This is a genomic window from Streptomyces sp. NPDC101776, assembly GCF_044766845.1.
Taxonomy (GTDB): domain Bacteria; phylum Actinomycetota; class Actinomycetes; order Streptomycetales; family Streptomycetaceae; genus Streptomyces.
Map to the genome: position 1 here is coordinate 23,766 of NZ_JBIWMV010000013.1, position 17,783 is coordinate 41,548.

Below are 17,783 nucleotides of genomic sequence, written 5' to 3' on the forward strand. Positions count from 1 at the left end.
CGGACGGTGCGGACGGTGCGGACGGTGCGGACGGTGCGGACGGTGCGGACGGTGCGGACGGTGCGGACGGTGCGGACGGTGCGGACGGTGCGGACGGTGTGCAAGTACGCGAGGGCGCCGGAGCCGGAACGGGGCGATCGGCGTGCGAGCGTGGGGCGCAGGGCCCGGTCCGCGTCAGCCGGTGTGGACGCGCGGCCGTCGGGCGCGGTCCGGTTCCGCCTCGCGCAGCACCTCTCGGGTGACCGGGGCGACCTCGCCCTGGCCGAAGAGGAAGAAGCGGAGGAAGTTGGCGAACGGATTGCCCTCGGTCCACTCGAAGTACATGTGCGGGATACGGCCCGTGGAATCGCGGACGTACAGCATCAGCGCGGCCAGTGCGTTCGGGACGGACGAGGACTCCAGGGTCAGCACCCGGTAGCGGTTGTGCAGGACCTCGCCGCGTACGGTCAGGCCCGCCTCGAACTCGGAGGCGTCGAGGACCGTCACCTCGACGAACACGAAGTCCTCGCCCGGGATGTCGTTGTCGGTGCGGATCTGCTCGATCTTGTCCCGGTACTCGGCCTTGTCGCGGCGGTCGGGTTCGTTGGCGACGAAGCGGATCTTCCGGCTGGCCATGTCGCGGACGAACCGTTCCGCCATCGAGTCCAACTGCACGCTGGTGACGCGGAGTTCGAAGGCGCGGGCCAGCCGGGACAGCAGGGAGACCAGGATGATGCCGGCGATGAAGCAGGCGCCGATCTTCACACCGTCGGGGCGTTCGATGACGTTCACGACGGTGACGTAGAGGAGGACCGCGGAGACGATGCCGAAGGCGACGGTCCAGTTGCGCTGCTGGGCGCGGCGGGCCGCGATGGTCACGGCGATCGCGGCGGAGGACATGAGGACGAGGACGCCGGTGGCGTAGGCGCCGCCCTGGGCGTCGACGCTGGCGTCGAAGATCCAGGTGACCAGGAACGCGATCAGGGTGAAGACGATCACCATCGGGCGGACGGCGCGGGCCCAGTGCGGGGCCATGCCGTAGCGGGGGAGATAGCGCGGCATCAGGTTGAGCAGGCCGGCCATGGCGGAGGCGCCGGCGAACCAGAGGATGGCGATGGTGGAGAGGTCGTAGACCGTGCCGAAGCCGTTGCCCAGGTACTCGTGCGCGAGGTAGGCGAGGGCGCGGCCGTTGGCCTGGCCGCCGGCCTTGAACTCCTTCTCCGGGATGAGCACGGTGGTGATGAAGCTGGTGGCGATCAGGAACACGCTCATGATGAGGGCGGCGGTCGTCAGCAGCTTCTTGGTGTCACGGATACGGCCCTTGGGGTTCTCGTGGGTGTCGTCCTCGTCGCCCTCGACGTGCGGCATGACGGCCACGCCGGTCTCGAAACCGGAGAGGCCGAGCGCGAGCTTGGGGAAGACCAGCAGGGAGACGCCGATCATCGCGAAGACGTTGCCGTGCTCGGTGGTGAGGGCGCTGCTCCAGTCGGTGACGACATGTCCGTGGGTGACCACGTGCCACATGCCGACGATCACGACGACGACGTTGAGGCCGAGATAGGCCGCCACCAGGTAGACGGCGACGCCGATCGCCTCCAGGAACCCCTTGAGGAACACCGCGCCGAGCAGGGCGACCAGGACGAGCGTGATCAGCATCTTCTTGTCGTGCAGCGTGCTCGTCAGGTGCGGGTTCTCCACGAGGTGGGTGGAGGCGTCCGCGGCCGACAGGGTGATGGTGATCAGGAAGTCCGTCGCCGCGAACCCGAGCAGGGTCAGGACGAACAGCTTGCCCTTCCAGAACGACAGCAGCCGCTCCAGCATCGCGATGGAACCCTCGCCGTGCGGACTCTCCTCGGCCACCCTCCGATACACCGGCAGGGCGCCGGCCAGGGTGACGATCACCAGCACGATCGTCGCGACGGGCGACAGCAGTCCGGCCGCGAGGGCCGCGATGCCCGGCTGATAACCAAGGGTGGAGAAGTAGTCGACACCGGTCAGACACATCACCCGCCACCAGCGCTGACCCTGGTGCACGTGCAGCTCGGGTTCCGGCGCACTCCGCGTGGCCTGCTGCCCGCCCTTGCCCATGTCGGCCAGCCCCTCCAGCATCCAGGCGCGCAGGCGACCGGGAGGAGGGTGTTCGGTGGTGGCCATCGGTGCGCTCCTGGGCTGCGGTCAGCGTGTGGTCTCCGGCCATCACGCGGACGGCGGCACCAGCGTAAGCGGAGAGTGACGCGTGGGCCCATGGATGAAGGGGCGGTGGGCGTCAATCTTCCGTTAAGACTGGCGAGGTGAGCGGACGCGGGGCATCAGGAACGGGTGGCCGGGAGCGGTTGGGGGAGCGTTGGGCTGTATGGGAGCTTGGGCGGACGGCGATGGGTGGTGGACACCGAGCGTTACGGCGGGTGGGTCCCGCCTCACACATCCGCCAACCTCGCCTCCTCCAGATCCAACGACCGCTGGAGCCGCCTCCGTGTCGTGTCGCTGATGGCGTGGTCGTCGTAGAGGCGCTGTAGTTCCACCGTCTCCACGGCGATCAGGTCGCGGCGGAGTTGGCGGTAGACCAGGTCGGCCGACTCGGTGGGGGACGGGTGGCCGTTGGGTTCGGCGAGGCGGTCTCGGGCGTCGTCCAGGCGGGCGTTGAGGCCGCGGCGGAGGCGGTCGAGGACGATGTCGGGGACCGCTTCCAACTCCGCCAGTTCGTCGAGGCGTTGGAGGCCCGCGTTCGCCAACCGGCAGCGGGCGGAGGCCTCTTCGCGTTCGGTGTGGTCGGGTTCGAGGGCGATGCCGGAGCGGCGGACCACGGGGGCCAGGGTGAAGCCCTGGACCACGAGAGTCACGACCACCACCGAGGTGGTCAGGACCAGGACCAGAGGGCGGTCCGGGAGTGCGGTGCCGGATCTCGTGAACTCCGGGATCGACAGGGCCGCCGCCAGCGGGAGGACGCCCCGGGTGCCCGCCCAGGTCAGTACCATCGGCACCCGCCAGTTCACCCGGTGCGTCCCGCCCTTGCGTTGCAGTACCGCCGACAGCGGCGCCAGCCACAGCAGTCGTACGGCGATCAGGGTGCCCGCCACCGCCAGCGCGTACAGCGGCCATGCCCGGTCGCTGTCGGACAGGGCCCGCACCTGGGCGGGCAGCGCCAGGCCGATCAGGGAGAACACCACGCTCTCCAGCAGGAACACCACCGTGCCGTAGACGGCGTGGAGTTGGAGGCGTATGCGGGCGTTGGTGAGCCTGTTGCCGCGGCCGCCCAGGACGACCCCGGCGACCACTACCGAGGTCACGCCCGACGTGTGGGCGCCCTCCGCCAGGACGTAGGCCGCGTACGGCGTGACCAGGGCGATCACCGTCTCCAGGACCGGGTCCTCGGTGCGCCGCCGGATCAGTGTCACGACGTAGGCGACCGCCGCCCCGATGACCGTGCCGCCACCCGCGAGAACGACGAACTCACCGCCCGCCGCGCCCCAGTTCGCCGCCGCCGAGGCCACCGCGACGCTCACCGCGACCCGGAACAGGACCAGCGAGGTCGCGTCGTTGAACAGCGACTCCGCCTGCACGAGCACCTGGACCCGGGGCGGCAGCGCGAGCCGGCGGCCCAGCGCGGTGACGGCGACCGGGTCGGTGCTGGCGAGGACCGCGCCGAGCACGAGCGCCGTCTGCCAGGACAACGGGGTCACCGTCGACGCCACCCACCCCACCGCCGCCGCCGACGCGAGGACCAGGCCGATCGCGAGGATCCCGACCGGCTTCCACACCGCCTTCAACTCGCGCCACGACAAGTCCTCGGCACTGGCGTAGAGGAGCGGCGGCAGGACGACCAGGCCGATCACGTCCGGGCTGATCTCGATCGCGGGGCTGCCCGGCAGCAGGGCCACGGCGAGACCGGCGACCACGAGGAGAGAAGGCGCCGGGATGCGCCACCGGCGGGCGAACGTCGCCACCAGCGTCGCCAGCACCACGAGAGCGAGAACCGTACCGACGCCGCGCATGCCGTCCCCCTGGGGCTTGGACGAGCCCATGCGGGCTCCCCGCCGACCAGACTTCCCGGCACACCGCGGTCACCCTAACCCGGCCGGGCGCCGTCAAGACAGTGTCAACGTCCTCGCGGGCGGCGCCAGAGACGCGTCAAGAAGCCCGCCGCAGGAGCCGCGGGGCGCTTGTCTGGGTGGCGATGAACGACGTACTGCGCGGGCGGCTGAAGGTCTACCTCGGGGCGGCCCCGGGCGTCGGCAAGACCTACCGCATGCTCGACGAGGCACGGCGCCGGGCCGCTCGCGGCGCCGCTGTGGTGGTGGGCTTCGCCGAGTGCCACGGACGCCCGCTCACCGAGGCGATGCTCGACGGCCTGGAGGTCGTCCCCCGGGTCCAATGCGCCTACCGGGGCGGGTACTTCGAGGAGATGGACCTCGCCGCGGTCCTCGTGCGCCGCCCGGAGGTCGCCGTCGTCGACGAGTTCGCGCACAGCAACGTGCCCGGCGGCGGACGCAACGCCAAGCGCTGGCAGGACATCGACGAACTGCTCGCCGCCGGCATCGACGTCGTCACCGCCGTCAACGTCCAGCATCTGGCCTCCCTCAAGGACGTCGTCGAGAAGATCACCGGCGTCCCGCAGCACGAGACGGTGCCCGACGAGGTCGTACGCCGAGCCCAGCAGATCGAACTCATCGACATGCCGCCCGAGGGACTGCGGCGGCGCATGGCGCACGGCAACATCTACCCGCCCGAGAAGATCGACGCGGCCCTCGCCAACTACTTCCGGCCCGGAAACCTCACCGCACTACGGCAGTTGGCGCTGCTGTGGGTCGCCGACCGGGTCGACGAGGCCCTGCACCGCTACCGCGCCGAGCACGCGATCGGCGGGGTGTGGGAGACCCGGGAACGGGTGGTCGTCGCGCTGACCGGCGGCCCCGAGGGCGACACCCTCATCCGGCGGGCCGCCCGCATCGCCGACCGGTCCGCCGGCGGCGATCTGCTCGCCGTGCACGTGGCCCGCAGCGACGGACTCGCCGCCGGGGTGTCCCATGCCTCGCTCGCCCGGCAGCGCAGGCTCGTCGAGGACCTCGGCGGCAGCTACCACTCGGTGGTCGGCGACGGCGTCGCCACCGCCCTGGTCGACTTCGCCCGCACCGAGAACGCCACCCAACTCGTCCTCGGCATCAGCCGCCGGGGCCGGTTCGAGCGGTTCCTGACCGGCCCCGGCACGGGCGAGACGGTGACCGAGTTGTCCGGAGACATCGACGTCCATCGAGTCACGCACGAGCGGGCCGGGCGCGGCACCCTGCTGCCGTCCCGCCGCCGTACTCTCTCGACGGCACGGCTGATTGCCGGTCCCGTGGCGGGACTTGTGCTGCCGGTCCTGCTCACCGTCTGCCTCGCCCAGGTGCGCGGCACGGTCAACCTCACCAGCGAGGCCCTGCTGTTCCTGCTCGCCGTGGTCGGGGTCGCCTGCATAGGCGGCGTGACCTCGGCGGTCATCGCGTCGGTGACGGCCTCACTGCTGCTCAACTACTGGTTCATCCCGCCCATCGGGCAGTTCACGCTGGACGACCCCAACGCCCTGCTCGCGCTAGGGGTGTTCACGGTGGTGGCGGCCACCGTGGCCGCCGTCGTGGACCGTTCACTACGACTGTCCCGACGCTCGGCCCGTGCCACCGCCGAGGCCGAGACCATGTCCTCCCTCGCGGGCAGCATCGTGCGCGGCGGCCAGACCATCCCGGCCCTGCTGGAACGCACCCGCGAGACCTTCGGCACCGACTCGGCGGAACTCGTCGACGAGACACCGGACCACGAACTCGGCGGTGGGGTCACCACCGTCCCGGCCGGCCCCGGCGCCTTCCTCGTCCTGCGCGGACGCACCCTGTCCTCCTCGGAACGGCGCGTCCTGGCCGCCTTCGCCGCGCATGTCGGCTCCGCCGTCGAACGGGCCCAACTCGCCGAAGCGGCCGCCGAGATAGAGCCGGTGAAAGCAGCCGACCGTTTGCGTACGGCGCTGCTGCGGGCCGTAGGACATGATCTGCGGACGCCGCTCGCGGCGGGCTGGGCGGCCGTCACCTCGCTGCGCGGGCGGGACGTGGAGTTCTCGGCGGAGGACCGGGACGAACTCCTCGCCACCGCCGACGAGTCGATGGCCAAGCTGAACCGACTCCTTGAGAATCTCCTGGACTTGAGCCGCCTGGAGGCGGGCGTGCTGCCGTTGAACCTGCGGGCCACGAGCCTGGAGGAGGTGCTGCCGATGGCCCTCGCGGACGTGCCCGACGTGGACCTGCGGGACGTGGAGTCGATCCCGCCGGTGCTCGTCGATCCGCCGCTGCTGGAACGCGTGATCGCCAACCTCGCGGGCAACGCGGCCCGGCACACCCCGGCCGGGCGCCGGGTGCTGGTGACTGCCAGTGCTCTGGGCGGGCGGGTGGAGCTGCGGGTCGTGGATCGAGGGCCCGGGCTTCCGACCACCGGCCGCGAACGGCTCTTCGAGCCGTTCCAGCGGCTCGGTGACACCGACAACACCACCGGCCTCGGCCTCGGTCTCGCCCTCGCGCGCGGACTCACCGAGGCGATGAACGGGATGCTCACCCCCGAGGACACACCGGGCGGTGGCCTGACGATGGTCGTGTCGATCCCGTTGGCGGAACGGGCAGTTCAGCCGGAACCGACCACGACGGTTACTCCAGGCCTGACACCTTGAACACGGTCTCGGCCGTCTCACGTTCGACGCGTTGCGCGATCCGGCGCAGTGCGGTCGCCCCGCACGTGAGAGTGCCGGAGGCGAGGGACCGGCGGGAGTCCTCGGCCAACCGGTGCCACAAGTCAGGGTTGTTGACCAGCACATCGGGATCGATCTCGACCCGGCCGCCGAACTCGTCCCGCAGCGACAGCCGTTGAGAGATCCCGTCCAGGCAACGCACGGACACCAGCCGGTCCGTGCGGACGCGTCGCCCGCGCAGCAGACCGCGTGTGGACAGCCAGCCCTCGCCCGCCCGGACCCGTGCCGGGTACAGCACCACGAAGAGCAGGACCGCGAGCGCGAACCAGAGCGCGGCGCGCCGGAGCGTGAGCCGGCCGCTGAAGTGGTCGACGACCAGCATGAGTCCGAGGAGCGCGCCCGCACAGCGGAACGTGCTGCGCAGATCCCGCGCCCAACGTCGGTCCTCCACCGGTGCCATGGGGGTGACGGTAGGGATCTCCGGCGTACGGAGTCCGGGCCTTGACGCGACTCTGACGGGCGGCCGGTGGTTCTTGACGCCCCGCAGCGCCCCCGCAGCGGCCGACCGCGGTTGCCCTGGTCACACGCTCGTCAAGTTCCCGTCAAAGAACGCGTGTTCGGTGCGAAGAAGTCGCATGGAGAAGGGGAAACCGGCGGCGACGGGACAGAACCTGGAGCGCACCCGCGCGTTCCCGTCACCGCGCGTCCGTACGTGAAGGAGTCACCAGCATGACCGTTCTCACCGTCCAGCCGGGCGAGACGCCCGCCGACGAGGAGCCCCCGGATACCGGCGAACGCCATCGGCTGACCGCCCTCGCCGGGTTCGCCGCCCTCTCCCTGGACGCCATGGCGTCGGTCGCCTACGGCCCCGAGGCGATCGTCCTCGTGCTGGCCGCCGCCGGTGCGCACGGACTCGGCTTCACCCTGCCGGTCACGCTTGCCATCGCCGCCCTGCTCGCGGTGCTCGTCGCGTCGTACCGGCAGGTCATCGCGGCCTTCCCGGACGGCGGCGGCTCCTACGCCGTGGCGAGGACCCACCTGGGCGCGCGGACGAGCCTGGTGGCCGCGGCCTCGCTGGTGCTGGACTACGTACTGAACGTCGCCGTGGCCGTCACGGCCGGCGTCGCGGCCCTGACCTCGGCCTTCCCGCGCCTGTACGACGACCGGCTGTGGCTGTGTCTCGCGGTGCTGGTGCTGGTCACGGCGGTGAACCTGCGCGGGATCGTCGAATCGGCGCGCGCGTTCATCGTGCCGACCGTCGTGTTCGTCGGCTCCGTCTTCGTGCTCATCGCGGTCGGTCTGTTCCGGTCCGCGCCGGTGAGCACCGCGACCGCCGACGGACACGCCTCCGCGCTCGCCGACAACGCGACGAGCGTCGGCACCCTGCTGTTGCTGAAAGCGTTCGCCTCCGGTTGCAGCGCCCTCACCGGCGTCGAAGCGATAGCCAACGCGGTGCCCTCCTTCCGCGCACCCCGGGTCAAGCGGGCCCAGCGCGCGGAGGTCGCCCTCGGCGCGGTGCTCGGCGTGATGCTGATCGGCCTGTCGGTCCTGATCTCCCGCTTCCACCTCCAGCCCGTCCAGGGAGTCACCGTCCTCGCCCAGCTCGCGGACGCCTCCCTCGGCCACAACTGGGCTTTCTACGTCATCCAGTTCGCGACGATGATCCTGCTCGCCCTGTCCGCGAACACGTCCTTCGGCGGGCTGCCGGTACTGCTGAAGCTGCTGGCCCGCGACAACTACCTCCCGCACGTCTTCGCCCTCAAGGCCGACCGCCAGGTGCACCGGCACGGTGTGCTCGCGCTGGCCGCGGTCTCGGCGGCCCTGCTGGTGTTCTCCGGCGGCGACACCAACACGCTCGTGCCGCTCTTCGCGATCGGCGTCTTCGTCGGCTTCACCGTCGCCCAGGTCGGCATGGTCCGGCACTGGCGCGGTGAGCGCGGAACCGGCTGGCGAGGCAAGGCCCTGCTGAACGGGTTCGGCGCGGTGCTCACCGGCGTGGCCGCGGTCGTCGTCACCGCGAGCAAGTTCGAGGACGGCGCCTGGCTGATCGTGATCACCCTGCCGCTGCTCGTGCTCGCCTTCGAGACCGTGCACCGCGCCTACGCGCACATCGGCGAACGGCTCGGCCTCGGCCGTATCCCGGAAGCGCCACACCGCGACCGGTCGGTGGTGATCGTGCCGGTCTCCTCCCTCACCCGGCTCACCTCCGAGGCACTGACGGCCGCGGCCTCCCTCGGCGACGAGGTCCGCGCGGTGACCGTCTGCTACCCCGACCCGGAGGACCGCGCTCACCTCCACGCCCTGGAACGCGCCTGGGCCGAGTGGAACCCCGGCGTCCCCCTGGTCCGCCTCACCTGCGAACGCCGCACCCTGGGCCGCCCGATCGCCGCCTACGTACGCGACGTCTCGGCGACAGAACCGGACACCCGCGTCACCGTCCTCATCGCCGAGGTGGAGCCCGTCCGGCTGTGGCAGCGCCTGCTCCAGAACCAGCGCGGCGCCGTCGTCGCCCACGCCGTACGCCGGGACACGGACGCGGTGATCTGCAGGCTGCGGTTCCGGCTGTTCTGACGCGAGGGTGGGGTGCGGGCGCTTGCTTCGCGGCCGGGGCGCGGCGCGGGCGCCCGCTTTGGCACCGGGGTGCGGGGCGCGCGGCTGCGCCTGCCGCACGGGGTGGGCGTGGAGCCGCCTGTAGCCCGGTGCCGGTGTTGCCATGGAACCCGCCTGCGGGTCGGCACCTACGCCCCCGAAAACCGCCCGCGACCCGCAACCCCGCACCCCCGTAGAACCCCGCTCACAAGCCGAAGCCCGGCGCAGCCGTAAGAGTCGCGTCAAAGGCGTGTGCGCTGCCGTAAGGGAGCCGTCAACGGCGGCCATATCGGGTCATGGACGCGGTTACCTCTAAGCGTCCGTTCCATCCGAACCTCATTCCAGGAGCTCACGATGGCCGATCTGGCCTTCGTCGTCACCACGATCGCGGTCTTCGCGCTGGTGGCCCTCGTCGCCAAGGGGGTGACGAAGCTGTGACCGCCGAGGCTGCATTCATCGGCGCTGTCGGCTTCGTTGTGTCCGCCGCCCTGCCGGGCCATCTCGTCCTCACCCACGGGCGCCAGGGGGTGTCGCCGTGACCGCCGAGAACATTGTCGGCCTCGTCGTGGCCGTCGCCCTGCTGGGCTATCTCGTCCTCGCCCTGATCTTCCCGGAGAGGTTCTGAGTAGCGATGGGTCCCGTCCTTGCCGGTGTGCTCCAGCTGATCGCCCTGATAGCGGCGCTGGCGCTCGCCTACGTCCCCCTCGGCAATTACATGGCCAGGGTCTACTCCTCCGACAAGCACTGGCGTGTCGAGAAGTGGATCTACAAGGGCATCGGTGCCGATCCGAACACCGAGATGCGCTGGCCCTCGTACCTGCGCGGCGTGCTCGCCTTCTCGGCGGTCGGCGTTCTCTTCCTCTATCTCCTCCAGCGCCTCCAGGGCATCCTGCCGGGCTCGTTGGGCTTCTCCTCCGTCAATCCGGCGCAGTCGTTCAACACGGCCGTGTCGTTCGTGACGAACACCAACTGGCAGTCGTACTACGGCGAGCAGACCATGGGGCATGTCGTACAGACGGCCGGTCTCGCCGTGCAGAACTTCGTCTCCGCGGCCGTCGGCATCGCCGTGGCGGTCGCTCTCGTACGAGGCTTCGCGCGCTCCCGTACCGGTGAACTCGGCAACTTCTGGGCCGACTTGGTGCGCGGCACCATCCGCATCCTGGTGCCGTTGTCGGTGGTTGCCGCGATCGTCCTCGTCGCCTGCGGCGCCATTCAGAACTTCTCCGGCATCCATGAAGTCGGGCAATTCTTCAATGGGCACAGCATGGGCGGGCAGCAGCAGTGGAACGGCGGTGCCGTCGCCTCGCAGGAGGCCATCAAGGAGATCGGCACCAACGGCGGCGGTTACTTCAACGCCAACTCCGCCCACCCCTTCGAGAACCCGACCCCGTTCACGAACCTCTTCGAGATCTTCCTGCTGCTGGTGATCCCGTTCGCGCTGACCCGCACCTTCGGCGTGATGGTCGGCTCGGTCAAGCAGGGCTACGCGATCCTCGCCACCATGGCCACCATCTGGGTCGGCTTCGTCGCCCTCATGATGTGGACCGAGTTCGCCCACCACGGCCCCGCGCTCCAGCTCGCGGGCGGTGCGATGGAGGGCAAGGAACAGCGCATCGGCGTCGGCGCCTCCTCGATCTTCGCGGTGTCGACGACGCTGACCTCGACGGGCGCGGTGGACTCCTTCCACTCCTCGTTCACCGGTCTCGGCGGCGGAATCACCATCCTGGGCATGCAGTTGGGCGAGATCGCACCCGGTGGTACCGGCTCCGGCCTCTACGGAATGCTGATCATGGCGGTCATCGCGGTGTTCATCGCCGGACTGATGGTCGGCCGTACGCCCGAGTACCTGGGCAAGAAGATCGGCACCCGCGAGATGAAGCTCGCGGCCTGCTACATCCTGATCACCCCGGCCCTGGTGCTGATCTTCGCGGCCGCCTCCATGGCGCTGCCGACCCCGCCGCACTCGATGCTGAACTCCGGCGCGCACGGCTTCTCCGAGGTGCTGTACGCCTTCACCTCCGCCGCGAACAACAACGGCTCGGCGTTCGCCGGCCTGAACGCGAACACCGACTGGTTCAACACCATGACCGGACTCGCGATGCTGTTCGGCCGCTTCCTGCCGATGGTGTTCGTGCTGGCTCTGGCCGGCTCGCTCGCCGAGCAGAAGCCGGTGCCGGTCACCGCGGGCACTCTGCGCACCGAAAAGCCTTTGTTCACCGGCCTGTTGGTGGGCGCGATCCTGATCATCACCGGTCTGACCTACTTCCCGGCCCTGGCGCTGGGCCCGCTGGCCGAGGGGCTGGCGTCATGAGTACCCGTACGGACAACCAAGAGGACTCGATGTCCACAGCCACTCCGACCAAGGCGCCGCACAGCGATGTGCCGACCGGTCACGCGTCCCCCGAGGGGCGTGTCGGCGCGGGCCTGTTCGATCCCAAGCAACTGATCAGGTCCCTGCCCGACGCCTGCCGCAAGCTCGATCCGCGGATCATGGTCAAGTCGCCCGTCATGTTCGTGGTGTGGATCGGGTCCGTGCTGACCACGGTCTTCTCCTTCAAGGACCCTGGCGACTGGTTCGGCTGGACCATCAGCGCCTGGCTGTGGCTGACCGTCGTCTTCGCCAACCTGGCGGAGGCCGTCGCCGAGGGCCGCGGCAAGGCGCAGGCCGACACCCTGCGCAAGGCCAAGACCGACACGGTGGCCAGGCGACTCAATGGTTCCGTCGAGGAGCAGGTTCCCGGCACCGAACTCCGCATCGGCGACCTGGTCGTCTGCGAGGCCGGCGACATCATTCCCGGCGACGGTGACGTCGTAGACGGAGTGGCGAGCGTCGACGAGTCGGCCATCACCGGCGAGTCCGCGCCCGTCATCCGCGAGTCAGGCGGCGACCGCTCGGCCGTCACCGGCGGCACGAAGGTCCTCTCCGACCGCATCGTCATCAAGATCACGACGAAGCCCGGCGAGACCTTCATCGACCGGATGATCGCCCTGGTCGAGGGCGCCGCCCGGCAGAAGACGCCCAACGAGATCGCGCTGAACATCCTGCTCGCGTCCCTCACCATCGTCTTCCTGCTCGCCTGTGCCACGCTGCCGCCGTTCGCGGACTACGCGGGCACGCACCTCACGATGATCGTGCTGGTGGCCCTGCTGGTCTGTCTGATCCCGACCACGATCGGCGCGCTGCTCTCCGCGATCGGCATCGCGGGCATGGACCGGCTGGTGCAGAGGAACGTACTCGCCATGTCCGGCAGGGCGGTTGAGGCCGCCGGTGACGTCTCCACGCTGCTGCTCGACAAGACCGGCACCATCACCCTCGGCAACCGCCAGGCCTCCGAGTTCGTGCCGGTGACCGGCACCACCGCGGCCCAACTCGCCGACGCCGCCCAGCTCTCCTCGCTCGCCGACGAGACGCCCGAGGGACGTTCCATCGTCGTCCTGGCGAAGGAGAAGTACGACCTGCGCGAGCGCCACCAGGGCGAGCTGGCCCACGCCGAGTGGATCGCCTTCACCGCCCAGACCCGGATGTCGGGTGTGGACGTCGACGGGCGCAAGATCCGCAAGGGCGCGGCCGGTTCGGTCGTCACCTGGGTCCGCGAGCGGGGCGGCGAGGTGTCCGAGGACGCCGGCGCGCTCACCGACAAGATCTCCGCGGCCGGTGGCACCCCGCTGCTCGTCGCCGTCGAAGACACCGACGGCGCACGGGTGTTGGGCGTCATCCACCTCAAGGACGTCGTCAAGGCGGGCATGCGCGAGCGGTTCGACGAGCTGCGCCGCATGGGCATCAAGACGATCATGATCACCGGTGACAATCCGCTGACCGCCAAGGCGATCGCGGACGAGGCCGGCGTCGACGACTTCCTCGCGGAGGCCACTCCCGAGGACAAGATGGCCCTCATCAAGCGGGAGCAGGCCGGCGGCAAGCTGGTCGCGATGACCGGCGACGGCACCAACGACGCCCCGGCGCTCGCGCAGGCGGACGTCGGCGTGGCGATGAACACGGGCACGTCGGCCGCGAAGGAGGCCGGCAACATGGTCGACCTCGACTCGAACCCGACCAAGCTCATCGAGATCGTCGAGATCGGCAAGCAACTCCTCATCACCCGAGGCGCGTTGACGACCTTCTCGATCGCCAACGACGTCGCGAAGTACTTCGCGATCATCCCGGCGCTGTTCGCGGCGGTCTACCCGGGCCTGGACAAGCTCAACATCATGCACCTGGCCTCGCCCGACTCCGCGATCCTCTCCGCGGTCATCTTCAACGCGCTGGTCATCATCGCGCTGGTCCCGCTCTCCCTGCGGGGCGTGCGGTACCGGCCGGTCAGCGCCGACAAGCTGCTCCGCCGCAACCTCGGGATCTACGGCATCGGCGGCCTGATCGCCCCCTTCATCGGCATCAAGATCATCGACCTCCTCATCTCCCTCATCCCCGGGCTGTAACCATTTGAAAGCGTGCTGATCGGCTATGAACAACTCGGTATCCAACACAGCCCGGTTGCTCTGGGCGGGCCTGCGCGCCCTGCTCGTGCTGACCCTGGTGACCGGCGTCGTCTATCCGCTCGTCGTCACGGGTATCGCCCAGGGGATCTTCCCCGGCAAGGCGAACGGCTCGGAGATCAAGGCGGACGGCAAGGTCGTGGGCTCCTCGCTCATCGGGCAGTTGTACAACCTGCCGTTGAAGAAGGGCCAGGAGACCCCGGACCCGGACCTCAAGTGGTTCCAGGGCCGCCCGCAGAACGGACTCGGCACCAACAGCATCAACACGCAGTACTCGCTGATCCTGTCCGGAGCCACCAACCTGTCCGCCGACAGCAAGGTCCTCGTCCAGCAGGTCAAGGACGCCAAGGCCGCCGTCGTCAAGGACAACTCGGTGCCCGGCTACACGGTCAAGGCGTCCGAGGTGCCCGCCGACGCGGTGACCTCCTCCGGCTCCGGCCTGGACCCGGACATCTCCCCGGCGTACGCGGACCTCCAGGTCCACCGCATCGCCGAGAAGAACGGCCTGTCCGTCACCCAGGTGCAGAAGCTGGTCGACGAGCACACCGACGGCCGCACCCTCGGCTTCATCGGTGAGCCCACGGTGAACGTGCTGGAACTCAACATCGCGCTCAAGTCCCTTGTGACGAAGAGCTGATGGCGTTACGCGACCGGCAGGGGAGTCGGCGGCCCGGGAGAGATCCCGGCGCGGCCGACTCCCGCCGCCATGCCAGGGACCACACGAAAGGCACACCCCCATGACACGGGTGCTGGTGGTGGAGGACGACCCGCAGCTCGTACGGGCCCTCGTGATCAACATGCAGGCCCGCCGGTACGGCGTCGACGCGGCCCCCGACGGAGCCACCGCGCTCCGGCTCGCCGCCGCGCGGCAGCCGGACGTCGTGATGCTCGACCTCGGACTGCCCGACATGGACGGCGTCGACGTCATCAAGGCGCTGCGCGGCTGGACCCGGGTCCCGATCCTGGTGCTGTCGGCGCGGCAGGCCTCCGACGAGAAGGTCGCCGCCCTCGACGCGGGCGCCGACGACTACATCACCAAGCCGTTCAGCATGGACGAACTCCTCGCCCGGCTACGGGCCGCCGTCCGCCGCGTCGAGGACGTACCGCTCGCCCCGACGACCACCCTCGTCAGCACCGACGACTTCACCATCGACCTGCTCGCCAAGAAGGCCACGCGCGGCGGACACGACATCCGGCTCACCCCCACCGAGTGGCATCTGCTGGAGATCCTGATCACCAACCCGGGCCGCCTGATCACCCAGAAGTACCTGTTGCAGGAGGTGTGGGGGGTGACCCAGAGCAACAAGACCAACTATCTCCGGGTCTACATGGCCCAGTTGCGAAGGAAGTTGGAGGGGGACCCCTCCAGCCCGCGCTATCTGATCACCGAGCCCGGCATGGGCTACCGCTTCGAAGGATGACATGGGACGCGGCAAGCTCCGGATCTACCTCGGCGCGGCACCGGGCGTCGGCAAGACGTACGCGATGCTGTCCGAGGCACACCGCCGAATCGAGCGGGGCACCGACTGCGTGGTCGCCTTCGTCGAGCACCACAACCGGCCGCGCACCGAGGTGATGCTGCACGGCCTGGAGGAGATCCCGCGCCGCGAACTCGCCTACCGGGACACGACGTTCACCGAGATGGACGTCGACGCGGTCCTCGCCCGCCACCCCGAGGTGGCCCTCGTCGACGAACTGCCGCACACCAACATCCCCGGCTCCCGCAACGCCAAGCGCTGGCAGGACATCGAGGAGCTGCTCGCGGCGGGCATCGACGTGATCTCGACCGTCAACATCCAACACCTGGAATCCCTGGGCGACATCGTCGAGTCCATCACCGGCGTACGGCAGCAGGAGACCGTCCCGGACGAGGTCGTCCGCCGGGCCGACCAGATCGAACTCGTCGACATGTCACCGCCCGCGCTAAGGCGCCGGATGGCCCACGGCAACATCTACAAACCGGACAAGGTCGACGCGGCTCTGTCGAACTACTTCCGGCCCGGAAACCTCACCGCTCTACGGGAGTTGGCGCTGCTCTGGCTCGCCGACCGGGTCGACGCCTACCTCCAGGAGTACCGCAGCGAACACCGCGTCTCGGCGATCTGGGGCTCCCGCGAGCGGATCGTCGTAGGCCTGACCGGCGGCCCGGAGGGACGCACGCTCATCCGCCGGGCCGCCCGCCTCGCCGAAAAGGGCGCGGGCGGCGAAGTGTTGGCGGTCTACATCTCCCGCAGCGACGGCCTCACGTCCGCCTCCCCGAAGGAACTCGCTCAACAGCGCACCCTGGTCGAGGACTTGGGCGGCACCTTCCACCAAGTCGTCGGCGAGGACATACCGGTGGCCCTGCTGGACTTCGCGCGCGGGGTCAACGCCACCCAGATCGTCCTCGGCGTCTCCCGCCGCAAGGGCTGGCAGTTCGTCTTCGGACCCGGAGTCGGCTCGACGGTCGCCCGGGACTCGGGACCCGACCTCGACGTCCACCTCATCACCCACGACGAGGCGGGCAAGGGGCGCGGACTGCCCGTGAACCGGGGCGCACGGCTCGGCCGGGCCCGGATCGTCTGGGGCTGGCTGGCCGGAATCGGCGGACCGCTGCTGCTCACCTGGCTGTTGAGCGGTGTCGCGCCCGAAGTGGGCCTGGCCAACGACATGTTGCTCTACCTGGCGCTCACCGTGGCGGCGGCCCTGCTCGGCGGACTCTTCCCCGCGCTGGCCTCGGCGGCGGTCGGATCACTGCTGCTCAACTGGTACTTCACCCCGCCCGTGCACACCTTCACCATCGCCGACCCGAAGAACATCGTCGCCATCGCGATCTTCGTGGCCGTCGCGGTGTCCGTCGCGTCGGTGGTCGACCTGGCCGCGAGACGCACCCAGCAGGCCGCCCGGCTGCGCGCCGAGTCCGAGATCCTGTCCTTCCTCGCGGGCAGTGTGCTGCGCGGCGAGACCAGCCTTGAGGCGCTCCTGGAGCGGGTCAGGGAGACCTTCGGCATGGAGTCCGCCGCCCTGCTGGAGCGCGCGAGCGACGTCGAACCCTGGACCTGCGCGGGCAGCGTCGGCCCGCGCCCCTGCCAGAACCCCGAGGACGCGGACGTCGACGTACCGGTGGGCGACCACATGGCCCTCGCGCTCTCCGGCCGGGTGCTCCCGGCAGAGGACCGCCGCGTCCTGGCCGCCTTCGCCGCACAGGCAGCCGTCGTACTCGATCGTCGTCGGCTGCGCGAAGAGGCCGACCAGGCACGGGCGTCGGCCGAGGGCAACCGCATCCGTACGGCCCTGCTGGCCGCCGTGAGCCATGATCTGAGGACGCCGCTGGCGGGCATCAAGGCGGCCGTCTCCTCGCTCCGTTCCGAGGACGTGGCCTGGTCGGACGAGGACCAGGCGGAACTCCTGGCAGGTATCGAGGACGGCGCCGACCGCCTCGACAACCTCGTCGGCAACCTCCTCGACATGTCCCGCCTCCAGACCGGCACGGTCACCCCGATCATCCGCGAGATAGACCTGGACGAGGTCGTCCCGATGGCGCTGGGCGGGGTCCCCGAGGACAGCGTCGAACTCGACATCCCCGAGACCCTGCCGATGGTGGGCGTCGACCCCGGGCTCCTGGAACGCGCGGTGGCCAACCTGGTGGAGAACGCCGTCAAGTACAGCCCGGACGCAACTCCCGTACTGGTCAAGGCGAGTGCGATCGCCGACCGCGTCGAGATACGGGTCATCGACCGTGGCCCCGGCGTCCCCGACGAGGCCAAGAACCGCATCTTCGAACCCTTCCAGCGCTACGGCGACGCCCCGCGCGGCGCCGGAGTGGGCCTCGGCCTCGCCGTCGCCCGCGGCTTCACCGAGGCCCTCGGCGGCACACTCGGCGCCGAGGACACCCCCGGCGGAGGCCTCACGATGGTGCTCAGCCTCCGACTCGCCCCCGCCCAGCACCTTGCCGACACCCCAGGAGCCACCTACAGTCCCGCTCCGTAATGTTCGCGAATCGGCCCGAAACTTTCGAAGACGGCCGGACGGAGGGACA

At 70.0% G+C, this 17,783-nt stretch carries 11 protein-coding genes; 8 read left to right on the forward strand and 3 right to left on the reverse strand.

Annotation, left to right across the window (positions count from 1 at the left end):
- Window positions 1-174: 174 nt before the first annotated feature.
- Together ACIRRY_RS32475 and ACIRRY_RS32480 are read right to left on the reverse strand one after the other, a co-directional pair.
- Entirely contained in the window at window positions 175-2,133 is a 1,959-nt protein-coding gene (locus ACIRRY_RS32475; RefSeq protein ID WP_403979698.1) for an amino acid transporter, read from the reverse strand.
- Window positions 2,134-2,396: 263 nt separating this feature from the next.
- On the reverse strand, window positions 2,397-3,971 hold the full coding sequence (locus tag ACIRRY_RS32480; RefSeq protein ID WP_403980221.1) for a Na+/H+ antiporter: 1,575 nt from the start codon (window positions 3,969-3,971) through the stop codon (window positions 2,397-2,399).
- Between the two features lie 182 nt (window positions 3,972-4,153).
- Between ACIRRY_RS32480 and ACIRRY_RS32485 the strand changes: the two genes are divergently transcribed.
- Entirely contained in the window at window positions 4,154-6,664 is a 2,511-nt protein-coding gene (locus tag ACIRRY_RS32485; RefSeq protein WP_403979701.1) for an ATP-binding protein, read from the forward strand.
- On the opposite strand, the gene ACIRRY_RS32490 is transcribed toward ACIRRY_RS32485, so the two are convergent.
- Window positions 6,642-7,142, reverse strand: coding sequence for a hypothetical protein (locus ACIRRY_RS32490; RefSeq protein WP_403979703.1), 501 nt, complete (start codon window positions 7,140-7,142; stop codon window positions 6,642-6,644). The genes ACIRRY_RS32485 and ACIRRY_RS32490 overlap by 23 nt on opposite strands.
- A gap of 269 nt (window positions 7,143-7,411) precedes the next feature.
- On the opposite strand from ACIRRY_RS32490, the gene ACIRRY_RS32495 reads away from it, so the two are divergent.
- The 7 genes from ACIRRY_RS32495 (at window position 7,412) to ACIRRY_RS32525 (ending at window position 17,734) form a co-directional block, all read left to right on the forward strand.
- Window positions 7,412-9,253, forward strand: a complete 1,842-nt coding sequence (locus ACIRRY_RS32495) for an APC family permease (RefSeq protein WP_403979706.1) — start codon at window positions 7,412-7,414, stop codon at window positions 9,251-9,253.
- A gap of 553 nt (window positions 9,254-9,806) precedes the next feature.
- Window positions 9,807-9,896, forward strand: a complete 90-nt coding sequence (gene kdpF / locus ACIRRY_RS32500) for a K(+)-transporting ATPase subunit F (RefSeq protein WP_016434100.1) — start codon at window positions 9,807-9,809, stop codon at window positions 9,894-9,896.
- Between the two features lie 6 nt (window positions 9,897-9,902).
- Window positions 9,903-11,582 (forward strand): potassium-transporting ATPase subunit KdpA, encoded by a 1,680-nt coding sequence (gene kdpA / locus ACIRRY_RS32505; protein WP_403979709.1) that lies wholly within the window; start codon window positions 9,903-9,905, stop codon window positions 11,580-11,582.
- A gap of 29 nt (window positions 11,583-11,611) precedes the next feature.
- Window positions 11,612-13,708 carry a potassium-transporting ATPase subunit KdpB gene (kdpB, locus tag ACIRRY_RS32510; protein WP_403980223.1) on the forward strand — a complete coding sequence of 699 codons (2,097 nt, stop codon included), beginning with the start codon at window positions 11,612-11,614 and terminating at the stop codon, window positions 13,706-13,708.
- A 25-nt stretch (window positions 13,709-13,733) separates the two neighbouring features.
- On the forward strand, window positions 13,734-14,402 hold the full coding sequence (locus tag ACIRRY_RS32515; protein WP_403979712.1) for a potassium-transporting ATPase subunit C: 669 nt from the start codon (window positions 13,734-13,736) through the stop codon (window positions 14,400-14,402).
- Between the two features lie 100 nt (window positions 14,403-14,502).
- Window positions 14,503-15,186: a response regulator gene (locus ACIRRY_RS32520; protein WP_403979714.1), complete on the forward strand. Its 684-nt coding sequence runs from the start codon at window positions 14,503-14,505 to the stop codon at window positions 15,184-15,186.
- 1 nt (window position 15,187) lies between these two features.
- Window positions 15,188-17,734: a DUF4118 domain-containing protein gene (locus ACIRRY_RS32525; RefSeq protein WP_403979717.1), complete on the forward strand. Its 2,547-nt coding sequence runs from the start codon at window positions 15,188-15,190 to the stop codon at window positions 17,732-17,734.
- Window positions 17,735-17,783 lie beyond the last annotated feature (49 nt).

Coding starts and splice junctions, on each gene's coding strand:
- ACIRRY_RS32475 (WP_403979698.1), bottom strand. CDS start 2,133: ATGGCCACCACCGAACACCCTCCTCCCGGTCGCCTGCGCGCCTGGATG.
- ACIRRY_RS32480 (WP_403980221.1), bottom strand. CDS start 3,971: ATGCGCGGCGTCGGTACGGTTCTCGCTCTCGTGGTGCTGGCGACGCTG.
- ACIRRY_RS32485 (WP_403979701.1), top strand. CDS start 4,154: ATGAACGACGTACTGCGCGGGCGGCTGAAGGTCTACCTCGGGGCGGCC.
- ACIRRY_RS32490 (WP_403979703.1), bottom strand. CDS start 7,142: ATGGCACCGGTGGAGGACCGACGTTGGGCGCGGGATCTGCGCAGCACG.
- ACIRRY_RS32495 (WP_403979706.1), top strand. CDS start 7,412: ATGACCGTTCTCACCGTCCAGCCGGGCGAGACGCCCGCCGACGAGGAG.
- kdpA (WP_403979709.1), top strand. CDS start 9,903: ATGGGTCCCGTCCTTGCCGGTGTGCTCCAGCTGATCGCCCTGATAGCG.
- kdpB (WP_403980223.1), top strand. CDS start 11,612: ATGTCCACAGCCACTCCGACCAAGGCGCCGCACAGCGATGTGCCGACC.
- ACIRRY_RS32515 (WP_403979712.1), top strand. CDS start 13,734: ATGAACAACTCGGTATCCAACACAGCCCGGTTGCTCTGGGCGGGCCTG.
- ACIRRY_RS32520 (WP_403979714.1), top strand. CDS start 14,503: ATGACACGGGTGCTGGTGGTGGAGGACGACCCGCAGCTCGTACGGGCC.
- ACIRRY_RS32525 (WP_403979717.1), top strand. CDS start 15,188: ATGGGACGCGGCAAGCTCCGGATCTACCTCGGCGCGGCACCGGGCGTC.